Source organism: Lysinibacillus cavernae, from assembly GCF_009724685.1.
Lineage (GTDB): Bacteria > Bacillota > Bacilli > Bacillales_A > Planococcaceae > Lysinibacillus > Lysinibacillus cavernae.
In genome coordinates, this window is record NZ_WMEF01000010.1 from 53,383 (window position 1) to 66,452 (window position 13,070).

13 protein-coding genes are annotated in these 13,070 nt (G+C 35.1%); 4 read left to right on the plus strand and 9 right to left on the minus strand.

The window, feature by feature from the left end; translation table 11 throughout:
* The first annotated feature begins 386 nt into the window (after nucleotides 1-386).
* On the plus strand, nucleotides 387-1,190 hold the full coding sequence (locus tag GJU32_RS17635) for a GNAT family N-acetyltransferase (RefSeq protein WP_230875083.1): 804 nt from the start codon (nucleotides 387-389) through the stop codon (nucleotides 1,188-1,190).
* Between the two features lie 105 nt (nucleotides 1,191-1,295).
* On the opposite strand, the gene GJU32_RS17640 is transcribed toward GJU32_RS17635, so the two are convergent.
* Together GJU32_RS17640 and GJU32_RS17645 are read right to left on the minus strand one after the other, a co-directional pair.
* Nucleotides 1,296-2,162, minus strand: a complete 867-nt coding sequence (locus GJU32_RS17640) for a MurR/RpiR family transcriptional regulator (RefSeq protein ID WP_155593236.1) — start codon at nucleotides 2,160-2,162, stop codon at nucleotides 1,296-1,298.
* Between the two features lie 309 nt (nucleotides 2,163-2,471).
* On the minus strand, nucleotides 2,472-3,701 hold the full coding sequence (locus GJU32_RS17645; RefSeq protein ID WP_155593237.1) for an MFS transporter: 1,230 nt from the start codon (nucleotides 3,699-3,701) through the stop codon (nucleotides 2,472-2,474).
* 204 nt (nucleotides 3,702-3,905) lie between these two features.
* Here GJU32_RS17645 and thrC point away from each other — a divergent pair, with 204 nt between their 5' ends.
* The 3 genes from thrC (at nucleotide 3,906) to GJU32_RS17660 (ending at nucleotide 6,668) form a co-directional block, all read left to right on the plus strand.
* Nucleotides 3,906-4,958 carry a threonine synthase gene (gene thrC, locus GJU32_RS17650; RefSeq protein WP_155593238.1) on the plus strand — a complete coding sequence of 351 codons (1,053 nt, stop codon included), beginning with the start codon at nucleotides 3,906-3,908 and terminating at the stop codon, nucleotides 4,956-4,958.
* Entirely contained in the window at nucleotides 4,955-5,869 is a 915-nt protein-coding gene (thrB, locus tag GJU32_RS17655; RefSeq protein ID WP_155593239.1) for a homoserine kinase, read from the plus strand. Before thrC ends, thrB begins: the two co-directional genes overlap by 4 nt.
* Before the next feature lie 112 nt (nucleotides 5,870-5,981).
* On the plus strand, nucleotides 5,982-6,668 hold the full coding sequence (locus tag GJU32_RS17660; RefSeq protein WP_155593240.1) for a 2-hydroxy-3-keto-5-methylthiopentenyl-1-phosphate phosphatase: 687 nt from the start codon (nucleotides 5,982-5,984) through the stop codon (nucleotides 6,666-6,668).
* A 174-nt stretch (nucleotides 6,669-6,842) separates the two neighbouring features.
* Here GJU32_RS17660 and zupT read toward each other — a convergent pair whose 3' ends face one another.
* The 7 genes from zupT to comX all read right to left on the minus strand — a co-directional run bounded on the left by zupT (nucleotide 6,843) and on the right by comX (nucleotide 13,061).
* Nucleotides 6,843-7,652 (minus strand): zinc transporter ZupT, encoded by an 810-nt coding sequence (gene zupT, locus GJU32_RS17665; protein WP_155593241.1) that lies wholly within the window; start codon nucleotides 7,650-7,652, stop codon nucleotides 6,843-6,845.
* A 173-nt stretch (nucleotides 7,653-7,825) separates the two neighbouring features.
* Nucleotides 7,826-8,434, minus strand: a complete 609-nt coding sequence (locus GJU32_RS17670) for a phosphatase PAP2 family protein (RefSeq protein ID WP_155593242.1) — start codon at nucleotides 8,432-8,434, stop codon at nucleotides 7,826-7,828.
* Between the two features lie 85 nt (nucleotides 8,435-8,519).
* Nucleotides 8,520-8,651 carry a hypothetical protein gene (locus GJU32_RS23640; RefSeq protein WP_274381828.1) on the minus strand — a complete coding sequence of 44 codons (132 nt, stop codon included), beginning with the start codon at nucleotides 8,649-8,651 and terminating at the stop codon, nucleotides 8,520-8,522.
* Nucleotides 8,652-8,689: 38 nt separating this feature from the next.
* On the minus strand, nucleotides 8,690-9,589 hold the full coding sequence (locus GJU32_RS17675; RefSeq protein WP_155593243.1) for a hypothetical protein: 900 nt from the start codon (nucleotides 9,587-9,589) through the stop codon (nucleotides 8,690-8,692).
* A 424-nt stretch (nucleotides 9,590-10,013) separates the two neighbouring features.
* Nucleotides 10,014-10,625: a response regulator transcription factor gene (locus GJU32_RS17680; RefSeq protein ID WP_230875088.1), complete on the minus strand. Its 612-nt coding sequence runs from the start codon at nucleotides 10,623-10,625 to the stop codon at nucleotides 10,014-10,016.
* On the minus strand, nucleotides 10,609-12,912 hold the full coding sequence (locus tag GJU32_RS17685; RefSeq protein WP_230875084.1) for a sensor histidine kinase: 2,304 nt from the start codon (nucleotides 12,910-12,912) through the stop codon (nucleotides 10,609-10,611). Before GJU32_RS17685 ends, GJU32_RS17680 begins: the two co-directional genes overlap by 17 nt.
* A complete protein-coding gene (comX, locus tag GJU32_RS17690) occupies nucleotides 12,903-13,061 on the minus strand; it encodes a competence pheromone ComX (RefSeq protein ID WP_155593246.1) in 159 nt (52 codons plus the stop codon). Before comX ends, GJU32_RS17685 begins: the two co-directional genes overlap by 10 nt.
* Nucleotides 13,062-13,070 lie beyond the last annotated feature (9 nt).

Consider the following 13,070-nt stretch of genomic DNA (forward strand, 5'->3'; position numbering starts at 1 on the left):
ACGCCTCTGTGTAATTGCCGCTGGTCGCAAAAACAATGCGCCCAGCTTATTTAGAGTTTACTGAAAAAGCTCTAATTTAAAATTAAAATATTGAAGTTTAATATACAAAAATAATTACATTCCTTCAAATACATACTTTTCAAATAAAATATATACATTATAGCTACCCTGAATTGCTATGTACACTTTTATAACAATTAAACGACTCTGCATTATTCTCTATATTTACCAACCTTATTTTAACATTTAATAGTAACAATGCATCTTTTTCTAAAATAATTTAGATTATATAGATATTTAGTTGGATTTTCGTATTTAAGTCATCATAATTTTATGCTATTATCAGATAGTCTATATTTTTGGATATTCAGGAAATGGGGATTACGATGACGAAGAAGATGGAAAAAAAGTACATTCCTTTAGCAAACTATTTTGAAGTAGCTTTACAACAAGAAATCACTTTATCCTTTAGTGAGTTAGAAAACATTATGGGACAAGCATTACCGAACGCCGCTTACTTAAATAAGAGCTGGTGGAAAAAAACTAAACCCCCTCTCTCACATTATTTGTCATGGACAAATGCAGGTTATTATGTCATTGATGTTAAACTTGGTACGAGCGTAACTTTCTCACACACGCAAATGAAGTCTACAGAAAGCAGTACTTCTAATAATGAGGAAAACCCATCTGCATACATAATTCGAGGGATTGAAGCATCTGATGCTAGATCATTCATTCATTTACAGGAAGAGATTTTTCAACAAACTGACTTCATGTATAATGTTCAAAATGAACTTGATCTAACTGTCCAACAACTTCGTAAAAATTTAACCTATTGGAAACAACTAAAAAACCGTACAATATTACTTTGTGTATTAAATGGAATATTTGCAGGCTATGCCGTTGTTCATGGTTATAAGCAATCGAAAGCTAGACATGTTGCCTCTGTTCGCTTAGCCGTTAAGGACGAACATCAACAAAAGGGCATCGGCTCTGCACTGATGAAGGCTGTTGAAAGTTGGTCTAAACAACGTGACATTTCTCGTTTAGAATTATCTGTTATGGAGCATAACAATGTTGCTTTACATTTCTTTACAAAACTAGGCTTTCAACAAGAAGGCATTCGACAAAATGCTATTAAATTAAATGATACTTATGTTAATGAATATAGCTTGAGTAAAATTCTATAATTCACCTAGATGTCTAAATAATATTTGGACATCTTTTTATATTAAATAACAAAAAAATACGCATAGACTTGTGTGTTGTTACACATCGTCTATGCGCAGTCTACATTAAAAAACCAGCTTCTCTCTAGCAGCATCTAAAAATAATACATTGCTTTCTACTTGCTCGTAGGATTGCTGATATTTTTCATACTGCTTCCTGTCTTGACTTACCATCTCCTCGATCAATGCATGCAAGAAGGAAAACAAGACTGGTGCAATATCTAGTTGAGAATGATTTTTTGTTCCAAGAGCAAATAATGCACTAGAATATTCTCGAATTGGGGAAAATGCGGAACCTGTAATCCCAATAATTTTCACTTTCTTCACTTTTGCAATTTCAACAATCGTCTTAATATCCTTCATCTGTTTATCAAAGGAAAACACAATTAAAGTCGTATGTTCGCCCATGCTATTCATTTGATTCACAATATCATCCGAATCTAAGCGAAGATGCTTAATATTAGAACGCAATGTTTTTAAAGTGTAGGAAAGCCAACCTGCAACAGACGCATCCTGACGATTACCTAGAATATAGATGTTGTCTGCATCATGCATCCATTTTGAACTTTTTTGAATTTGTTGATCGTTAATTAATTGAACTGTTTCTTGAATATTATGGCAATCCTGTTGCATTACCTTGCCAAAGCTAGAATTAGTCAGCTTTTTAGCGGTGTATGTGGGCTGTACCTTATCTCCTACATTTTGAGACAAAATATAGCCTCTAATTTCCTCTTGAAGTTCTACATACCCCGATAAATCCATGGCATAACAAAAACGAATCACTGTTGATTCACTTACATTAGCCAGTCTGCCAACCTCTGCTGCACCATTAGCAATAACTGTAGTGGGATTATCCATAACAAATTGTGCTACTTTACGCTGCCCCTTTGACAGCCTCACAAACCTTTTCTTTATATCCTCATGAATACTCATTCCTAACAACCTTTCTTTCAATGACCTTATCACGAATGGGAGATTGTTTCCTACTGACTCAAAATTCGATTAAAAATACAGTATCACGATTACAATTTGAATACAATGACTTTTCTGAAAAATCTTTATCGCATTAACCTGCTAATATACCAATTTAATTTACTTTAAGTGTTGATTCGTAATTTTATCAAATTAACTAAATAATTTGAATAAAAATTAATAAAAACTTATTTTTATGTAATTTACTAGCTAATAAATACAAAAATGTCCTGGATTTATTACACTAATCCAGGACATCTTATTTTATTATTACTCTAATTCAATTTGCTTCGTTTCCTTCCCAAGGAAAATGACACCTACAACGCCAATAATAATTGCTCCACAGAAAATGGCAAAGATATAGCCTATGTCATAGCCCGCCGTTAATAAAAAACCAACTAGCAACGGACCAAAAATACCACCGATCCGACCTACAGCTGCCGCCATGCCCGCACCTGTCCCTCGGATAATGGAAGGATACTGCTCAGGTGTATAAGCATATAATGCTCCCCATGCCCCTAAATTAAAGAAGGATAAAAACATACCTGACGTTAGCAGTACAACAAGTGTATCTGCATTACCAAAAATGAAGGCACTAATAGCAGTACCAATTAGATAGGAAACAAGAACAAATTTACGTCCAAATTTTTCTATAAACCAGGCTGCTGTAAAATAACCTGGTAGTTGAGCTAGCGTCATGATTAGAACATACTTAAAGCTTGTAATCATATCAAAGCCCTTACCAACCATTACACTTGGAAGCCATAAAAACATACCATAATACGAGAATACAACTGTAAACCATAATAGCCACAGCATAAATGTGGACCGGGCATATTTCTTCGACCAAACGTCTTTCATATTTTGACTAATGCTTCGTTTTTTTGATTCTTCCTTCACAGTAAATTGTGGTGAATCTGGCAGATGCCAACGAAGATAAATAGCATAAAACGCTGGAAGTGCTGTTAATATAAGTGCTACTCGCCATCCCCACGTAGGAATAACAAAGTACGAAATTAGTGCAGCAATTAACCATCCTGCTGCCCAAAAACTTTCTAGTAAAACTACTACGCGTCCCCTTTCTTTTGCTTCCACACTTTCAGACACTAATGTTGAAGCAACAGGTAACTCACCGCCTAGCCCCATTCCTACAAAAAAACGTAAAATTAAAAATGCAGTTAATGTAGTTGTAAATGCGGATAAACCACTTGCAACGGAAAATAGAACAAGTGTCCACATAAAAATTTGCTTTCGCCCTACTTTATCGGCAAAAACCCCAAATACGAGTGCTCCTACAGCCATCCCAATTGAGTTAGTACTACCAATCCAGCCAGATTGACTTGGTGATAGTCCCCATTCAGCTGCCAATGCTGCAATGACAAACGATAATATGCCAACATCCATTGCATCGAAGAGCCAACCAACCCCTGCAACACCTAATAGCTTATTTCTAGAAATGGATTGCTGAGGTTTCTTTGTTACTACTGTATTTATTGTCATCTCAACCACCTGTCTTTACACTTGACTTTACATCACAAGATTACTATACAGTTGTTTCAAGAAAGTGACAAGTAAAATTCAAATTACCGAATTGTTTCGACAATTAATGAAATGCTATTGAAATAATAGTGCGATTTGCGTTAAAATGTCTTTTATACAAAAACAACTGTTCTTTCTATGAGAACAAAAGGAGATCGTAACGTTATGTGGAAAGGCCTTATTGAAGAATATAAACAATTTTTACCCGTAACTGAAAACACACCTGCTTTAACTTTAAACGAAGGCAATACGCCTCTTATACATTTAGTGAATTTATCCAAAAAACTGGGCATTGAACTTTATGGAAAAATTGAAGGTGCAAACCCAACTGGCTCATTTAAAGACCGTGGAATGGTATTTGCAGTTGCGAAGGCTATTGAGGACGGTAGTCAATGCGTTATTTGCGCTTCTACAGGGAACACTTCTGCCGCTGCTGCTGCTTATGCAACACGAGCTGGCATTCAATCGATCGTTGTTATCCCTAAAGGAAAAGTTGCTCTTGGTAAACTTGCACAAGCTATAATGTATGGTGCAAAAATCATTGAGATTGACGGTAACTTTGATGATGCTCTCACTATTGTTCGCCAAGTAAGTGAAACAACGCCTGTCGCACTTGTAAACTCAGTAAATCCATACCGTATTGAAGGTCAAAAAACTGCTTCATTTGAAATTGTAGATGCACTTGGTTCGGCACCTGATTATTTGTGTATTCCAGTAGGTAATGCAGGTAATATTACAGCGTACTGGAAAGGCTTTAAAGAATACAATGCTGCAAAAGATTGCGGTCTACCAAAAATGTATGGATTTGAAGCTGAAGGTGCTGCGGCAATCGTCAAGGGAGAACCTATTGCTAAGCCTGAAACAGTTGCAACTGCCATTAGAATTGGTAATCCTGCTAGTTGGAAATTTGCAGAAGCTGCTCGAGATGAATCTAACGGTATTATTGATTCAGTTACAGACGAAGAAATTGTAGCTGCTTATAAATTAATCGCTAATACAGAAGGTATTTTCGTTGAACCTGGTTCAGCTGCTTCCTTAGCTGGTGTTATTAAATCGGTAGAAAACGGTAAAATTCCACAAGGCGCTAAAGTTGTAACAATCTTCACAGGGAATGGACTAAAAGATCCTGATACAGCTATGAATGTATCATCTGTGGAAGTAGTATCTCTCAAAAATGATGAGAAAGAAATTCGTGCATACATTGAGGGTGTACTATGAGTAAAATGTGGCAAATCTCAGTTCCTGGAAGCACAGCCAATTTAGGACCAGGCTTTGATTCAATAGGACTTGGCTTGTCTCTTTACTTAAAGCTTTCCGTCACGTTACAAGATGAATGGGTTATTATCCATCTCGATGATAATGGTCCTAAAGAGTTTGAGCTTGAAGAACACTTACTATACGTCATTGCAAAAAAAATTGCCGATCAATATGGTAAACAATTACCTGCTTGTCGTGTGGAGATGGCTAGTGAACTCCCGTTAGCACGTGGTCTTGGAAGCAGTGCAGCAGTTATTGTTGCAGGTATTGAACTTGCTAACCAAGTATGTGAACTTGGGTTAACTGTTCAAGATAAGCTCAACTTATCCTCACAAATTGAAGGACATCCAGATAACGCAACCGCTTCTGTCCTTGGAGGATTAACTATTTCCTCGATGGATGAAAAAGGAATCGTCGATACATTTCATATCAATGATATCGATGCATCCTTTGTGGTATATGTGCCAGATATTGAGTTAAAAACGAGTGAATCCCGTTCTGTTTTACCAGAGCAATTTAATCGAGCTTATGCTGTCTATGCTTCTGCGAATGCTAATATGTTAGCAGCTTCCTTAATGGCACGAGATTTTGAGCGTGCTGGTCGTTACATGGAAGCTGATTTATTCCATGAACCGTTTCGTGCAAAGTTAATTCCTGCGTACTCAGAAATTCGTACGGCTGCAAAAGCTAACGGTGCATACGGTACGGCTTTAAGCGGAGCTGGTCCGACATTAATTTCTATTATTCCTTCTGCTATTGCTTCTGACTTTGTTCAGTTAATGAAAGATCAATTCCCAGAGCATCAAGTTATTTTAACAAAAGCGGATGAACACGGTGTACAAGTCGATGAATGTATGAAACGTCTACTATAATAGTAGGCGTTTTTTCTTGAAAGCAAGTACGTATAAAACTAATATTATAGAAGTATAGAGGTAGATATTTTATATACTACTAGGATACGTGCTTTTCTAAGGGGGAACTATGTTGAAACCAATTATATTCTGTGATTTTGATGGCACAATAACAGAAACTGATAATATTTTTTCACTTATGACTGAATTTGCACCAGAGGAATCTGAAAAAATTGCCCAAGCCATGATGGAACAAACGGTTTCATTTAAAGATGGGCTTTCAGCTATGTTTCATCTACTTTCTACTAAACAAAGAGATGAAGTAATTCAATATCTTATGGATTCAGCGGTAATTCGTGAGGGATTTGGAGATTTTGTTCGCTATGCTCAAGACAACAACATCCCATTTTATATTGTAAGTGGCGGGATCGATTTTTTCATTGAGCCTTTAGTTGAAAAATATGGACCATTTTCAGGCATTTACTGTAATAAAGCAGACTTTTCTGGTGAACAAATAAAACTTATTTATCCAAATAGCTGTGACGAGGAATGCGCTAAATATAGCACACAGGGTTGCGGCTGTTGCAAGCCTAGCGTTATGCGGAAAGTTGCCGAGAAAGATCATTTTAAAATCGTTATTGGTGACTCTCTTTCAGATTTTGAGGCAGCTAAACTAGCAGATATTGTTCTTGCTAGAGATCATCTCATTGAGCGCTGTGAGGAGCTTCACGTTCCATATAAATCTTTTACTACTTTTCATGATTGTCTAAACATTGTACAAGAGCTTGTACAATCAAAAAAAGCTGTTACTACAACTTAATGTAGAAGAAATAGGAAAGGAGCCTCTTTCACAAAGATGGCTCCCTTTTCCTATTATTTTGATGAACAACATGTTGTGCCAATACCTCTAGCGGATGTCACGATTTTAAGAGCTAGGTTAACCTCTACTCATCAGCTAAAAAATTGGGACGCAATAAGGCTAAAACGTAATTGATTATGCTAATAACACTAAGCTAACGGCCATGACCGCCATTCCCGCTACTAAACCATACATCGATAAATGTGTCTCATCATATCTCTGTGCTGCTGGTAATAATTCGTCCAATGAAATAAAGACCATGATCCCTGCAACGCCAGCGAAAACGATTCCAAACATAACATCCGTTAAAAATGGCATAAGGAGTAGGAATGCTACTAGTGCACCAACAGGCTCTGCTAATCCTGATAAAAATGATAACTTAAATGCTTTTCGACGATTGCCTGTTGCAAAGAAGATCGGGACAGATACAGCAATCCCCTCTGGAATATTATGAATGGCTACTGCAATGGCAATAGCAATCCCAATATTCGGATCATTAATAGCCGCCATAAATGTAGCGATTCCCTCAGGAAAATTATGAATTCCAATGGCAAGAGCAGTAAAAATGCCCATCTTCATCAAATGCTCTTCATTAACCTGGGGCTTTACAGCATTCACATCTTCAACTAGTTTTACTTCATGAGGATTAGTAGCTTTAGGAATAAATTTATCTATTAAAGCAATAAATAACATCCCACCAAAAAATCCGAGGATTGTCATCCAATAGCCATTTGTTGTGCCTAATGCATTGGTTAAAGCATCTTTCGCTTTAACAAAAATCTCTACTAGGGATACGTATATCATTACCCCTGCTGAAAAACCTAGTGCTAGTGATAAAAACTTTGTATTTGTTCTTGATGTAAAAAATGCTATTAAACTACCTACACCCGTTGCAAGTCCGGCAAAAAGAGTCAATCCTAATGCCAGTAAAACGTTTCCTTCCATTTCCCTTCTTCCTTTTCTCTTTTTCTTATTGTACTCATCTTAACGTAGAAGTTTCCTATGCGCAATTCTTTTTTATGAGGCAAATATCATTCTTAACATTAGTGAAATAATGCTTAATCATCATCAGAACAGAAAAAAGCAGTATCAGTTCATGCTGATGCTGCTTTCACCTTTTATTTATGATTCGATTGAAACGTTCGTTTGCGACGTTCATACCAGATGACACAGATGATAAACCAAGTATATCCCATGCTCCAACCAGCAAGCACATCCGTAGCAAAATGTCGTGCTCCTGCAATACGTGATAATCCGATTAGTACCATTAGTATCGTCGCTCCAAGCCACAGAACGGTTTTACGGCTTTTACTATTGTTTTCAGCAAAAATATAAGCAATTGTGAATAAGTACAAAATACCTGTCATAGCATGTCCAGATGGAAAGCTAAAGGATGTCAGTTGATCCTCTATTTCAGGTCGTGGTCTTTGCACCCATTTTTTTAGTAATTGATTCAAAACATTACCTGCTGCAAAAGTTAAAACAACAAATAGCATGCCTCTATAATTTTTTACCTTCCAAGCCAAATACACCATTAAAACTACTGCAACAGTGACAACAAATTTAGGCTCGCCTATATAATGAAAGACCTCAATAAACCGATTACCAAAAAGGATCTCCGCCATTTTTGCATCAAACTTAGTCATCAATTCACTTTGAAAAGTAGTTCTTAATACAATAAATATGATTAGCGTTATGATTGCTAATGGATATGCCCATTTTTTCATTCCTTCACCTCAAAAAACACTCATGCTTTGGTCTCCCACATCATAACACAAATAGAACTATCCTGAGGGAAAATAGGCTTTCGTTTTAAGAAAAATTTGCAAGCATGTACGCTTGAGTAATAATAATGGACGCTACTTCTGGTTTTTCGAAATAATTGGAAACGGCCAATGCAACAATGAATAAAATGGCTACTATAGGTAGTATTTTTCTAAACATCATAAACACTCCCTTATCCTTTTACTGTCCAACTTCGGTTACTTGATTAGCACTGGATCAAAGAGCCAGTCTTTTGGACCAAAGTTTGGATCCTTTTCTCCTCTAACTTCACGGGAAATGCCACTATTTATAATAGCTTCTCTAAATCTTTTACTGAATAACGTCTTTCTATAAAGATATCTTCCATCATGACTAAAATCAGCTGAGTAAAACACATCACCTTTTACATTCTTTAAATCTTCATGATGATAAATATCAGGACCATTAATCACTCCATTTAGACCACAGTTACACGGAGGTTGTTCAGTTGCAAAGTATAATTTAACTCTATCCTTGCTACACTCAGGTAGCATTTGTGTAGGAATAATTTGATAAGCTAGTTGTTTTTCTTCCTCTGGCCCTTTATGGATAACTTCTAAAAGTTCATAGCCTTCTAGATTTTCTTTCTTCATTAGTAACACCAGTTCTTCAGAGGCAACCCAATAACCATTTACATGGACTAAATGACGATCCTTCATCTGGGTAGTATCTATTACTATAGGCGATAACTGCTCTTTATCCATAAGTCCACAATATTTACAATGTGTACTCAAAGAAAATAGTGTCCCTTTATCCTCTAAAAACATTTCTGGTGAATTACCTGTTGAATTTAAAGTAAATAATGATGCCCGTTCATATTCGATATCTGAAAATTCAAAATAAAAACGTTCTCCTATTGAAACAATACCAAATTCGCGTTCTAACGATTCATATAGAGCTGTTACCTGCTCGTATGTTACGTCTTCATTTAATGTAAAAATAGGATTAAATTTTGTTTTTAAATTTCTTTTTCTAATTTCAGGCGCACCAATCGCAATACCATGACGATTATAAACGTTAATAACTTGATCTTGACTAGTTTCAGCTATAGAAAACAAATTTTCAAGTTCTACTTTCACAATACACGCCTACCTTTTATATAAAGTTTTATGGTGAAGTATATTGACTAGCTAGTAACATTCTACAATCTACTAACGCTACTTAATTCATAGATAGACAGGCTGCTTATTATAATAAAATCATTTGTATACTATCCACTATAGTAAATCTACTTAACCATTGTTAATCTAAGGGTACCAGTACTCACACCGTTATTTCAACTTCGGGTTTACGCCATTTTTTTGGCGTGATTCAGGTAAATTTTGGCGTGATTTGGCGGTCACAAAAAAACACCGCCACTTTTTTGGCGGTGTTTCTAATTTTTCATAGGATATTTAGCACAAAAATATGGATTTGTTTTACTTAGGAAATATATAGGATATTGCCCACCCAAAAGTTCCCTTTTAATAGAAAAATATACCAACAGTATAGCATAGAAGAAGCTTAGAGTAAATTCATTCTTTCAGCAAGATTAACAGCTTCTGTTCGTGAATCTACATTTAGCAAAGAAAAGAGTTGAGTTAAATACCTCTCCGTAGTTCGTTGAGGAATATTCAGTTCAATAGCGATAGCTTTATTCGTATGCCCCTCAGCAATGAGTCTTAAAATTTTCTTTTCCTTTTCATTTAAAAGGATATCTTTAACATTTTGCAGTTTAAATTTATCATCTAGAAAATCTAAGAAATTTTTCGGTAAAACGATTTCACCATTAGCTATCGCCCGAACTGTTCGTAAAATTTGCTCTTTAGAGGCTGTTTTAGCCAAAATACCTTCTATTTTTCTTTCTAAAATGAGTGGATAATAATCCGTGATATCATCACCTGTATAAAGAATAACTGAAGCATTTGACTGAATAGCTTTAATATTACGGGCTAAGTTGATTCCATTTTCTAATGGCATATTAATATCAATTAAATAGATATCGTATGGCTTATTTTTTATTCTTTGAATGACACACGTAGCATCGCTTTCAGTATCAATAATAATATCTTCATTCTCTTGAAACAAGTTTTTAGTACCCTCTAATACTATAGGGTGATCATCCACTATGAGCATCGTAATCAAGTGCTTCACTCCCTTCTTTAACCGTTATCCTAATAGACATCCCTTTATTTATGTGTGAGTCAATATAAAAATGGCCATTAAATGCTTTCACACGCTCCTGCATACCTCGAATGCCCATCGATTCTGCTACGATAATGTCCTCCACGTTACATCCTACGCCATCATCACTATAAATGATTTCAAAGCCATCATTCTTCTCTTTTAGATGTATTTCAACGGATGTTGCATAAGAATGTTTTAAGGCATTATTTAGTAGCTCTTGGAACAAACGATAGATCATTAAATTCATGCGCTCATCTTCTAAGTATAGACGATCAATCGTGTAAATTAGTAAGAAGTTAGCTCTCTCTTGAACTTTCCGAATTAACTTTTCTAATGCGGCATTTAAACCTAATGTGTCTAGTAAAGGAGGTTTTAGATTTTCACAGTAGGACCTTAATTCATGTAAGGATGTAACCATTTGTATATGAATTTTTGCAAGTTCCCCCTGAATATCAGTTGTATTTTTTGCATTAACCAGGACATCTACTTCTCTTGCTATATGAAGTTGCTCCTGTAAATTGGTGTCGTGTAACTCTTGAGCTAACTGGTATTTTTCTTCTTCGAACCTTAACCATAGTAGCTTATTTAGCCATGGTAATTGACCATCATCGGCTTGCTTCATATGCTTCAGTTCCTCTAACAGTTCTTCCACCAACTTCGTATTTTCAATAAAATTATTTACATACAAGAGGAGCAATTCGAGCCACAAAAGTTCCTCGTCTTTTAAATGAATCGTATTGTTATGCCCCAGCACTAAGGCTCTTTTATAATGCGCATCCTGATGGAGAAAAGCTACATAAACTTTGTCGACCCTTCGTATTTCTCCCAATCTTATTTCTTCCATTATTTTAGGATGTATTGTAATATTTTCTCCAACAATTGTCGTGAATTCATTCGTATCATAGTTATATGTTAAGACAAAAACATCCTCTAACTCAAGATGTACGGAAACCTCGTAAGCAAATTTCTCTAAAAGCTCATTGATTTTAATGGTTTTGCCAATTTTATCGACAGCCGTATATAACTGATGAATATAATCACCTTTTGTTGAAAACAATATTTTTCGTTTCCGATAATCTACCTTTTCTTTTACGTAGAAGAGTATAACTAATGAAGTAAATGTAAAGAAAGCTACTCCTGACATAACTGTCATTGTTAAATACCGACCTGCAATAAAGTACAGTCCCACTGTAAACCATAAAGTAAAGGTTAAAGAAAATATAACATAATAGCGTAATCTTGTAATATGATACTCAATATCGAATAATCTTTCAGTCACCTGTGTAAAAATAAAGCTAAAAGGTATAAGCAATAAAAATAATGAGCAAATCTCAGCTGAAAGAATCTGCGTATCAAAAAGGATTTTTGGGAGTGCATATAAAAAAAGAAATGGCAGGAACGGTATTAGTATACTACTTAATAAAATTTTCAACTGTGGCGAGCTATATTTGAAATAGCTTATTAATAAAATACTAGAGATAATCAAAAGGAGAATTAAGAAAATAGCTAATACAACATTGGAAAGAATATTATTAGAAGTAGGATAAATAGTGCCAATACAACCTAGTATAAAAGCGATTAAGGGAAATATATAAAAGCGTTTGATATTATTCATAAATACCCAATTCGTTTTCACAAATAAAAAATAATTTCTTAAAAAATGTAATAATAAGATTAAGCATAACACCATACTACTGCGATTTACGATAATACCAATCGCATTTAACCTACCAGAGACACCACTGCTTACGTATGCTAATGAAACACTTAACATAAAAAGAATAAGTAAGTCTGCTAACTTTGAATTTCTTTGTTTGAAATGTAAATAAAACGCAACGAATAACGTCAAAAAATAATAACATGCCGGAACAATTAATATATATAGAAATTGTTGAGGAATATCTATATGTTTAATATGTATATTCATTATATTTCCACTTGGCTTCATGACTGTTAATTCATTAGCTGATATTATTTTGGATTTATACTTCAGCTGTTTTAAATGGTCAATTGGGTGCTCATCTACCGTTAAAATAACATCACCAATGGCTATATTTTGGCTCTCCGCCCAGTCTTCATAATAAAGTTGAGATACTAGCCACTGGCCATCTTCTTTTTCTACCTCAATTTCTATAAATGGCGCGCTATAATTCACATAATTTAAATAGAAACCGAGAATTAAATAGAGAATTATAGCTGGCCAAAATAATTTACTATGCACTGTTTTTAGTTCCAAACATCATTTTCTGCAATCATCTCTCCGCTAAATGCTTCTATAATTGCTTTTTGTTCAACAGGTGAAATGCCAATTAATGAGGCTTTTTGTTGTTTTAATAATCCAACTAGGCTAGGATTTTGTTCTAAATACTGGATTACATCAATCATACTAATCTC

What these genes read in the sequence shown, in the direction of transcription:
- GJU32_RS17635 (WP_230875083.1), top strand. Translation starts at nt 387, where the DNA reads ATGACGAAGAAGATGGAAAAAAAGTACATTCCTTTAGCAAACTATTTT.
- GJU32_RS17640 (WP_155593236.1), bottom strand. Translation starts at nt 2,162, where the DNA reads ATGAGTATTCATGAGGATATAAAGAAAAGGTTTGTGAGGCTGTCAAAG.
- GJU32_RS17645 (WP_155593237.1), bottom strand. Translation starts at nt 3,701, where the DNA reads ATGACAATAAATACAGTAGTAACAAAGAAACCTCAGCAATCCATTTCT.
- thrC (WP_155593238.1), top strand. Translation starts at nt 3,906, where the DNA reads ATGTGGAAAGGCCTTATTGAAGAATATAAACAATTTTTACCCGTAACT.
- thrB (WP_155593239.1), top strand. Translation starts at nt 4,955, where the DNA reads ATGAGTAAAATGTGGCAAATCTCAGTTCCTGGAAGCACAGCCAATTTA.
- zupT (WP_155593241.1), bottom strand. Translation starts at nt 7,652, where the DNA reads ATGGAAGGAAACGTTTTACTGGCATTAGGATTGACTCTTTTTGCCGGA.
- GJU32_RS17670 (WP_155593242.1), bottom strand. Translation starts at nt 8,434, where the DNA reads ATGAAAAAATGGGCATATCCATTAGCAATCATAACGCTAATCATATTT.
- GJU32_RS23640 (WP_274381828.1), bottom strand. Translation starts at nt 8,651, where the DNA reads ATGTTTAGAAAAATACTACCTATAGTAGCCATTTTATTCATTGTTGCA.
- GJU32_RS17680 (WP_230875088.1), bottom strand. Translation starts at nt 10,625, where the DNA reads ATGCTCATAGTGGATGATCACCCTATAGTATTAGAGGGTACTAAAAAC.
- comX (WP_155593246.1), bottom strand. Translation starts at nt 13,061, where the DNA reads ATGATTGATGTAATCCAGTATTTAGAACAAAATCCTAGCCTAGTTGGA.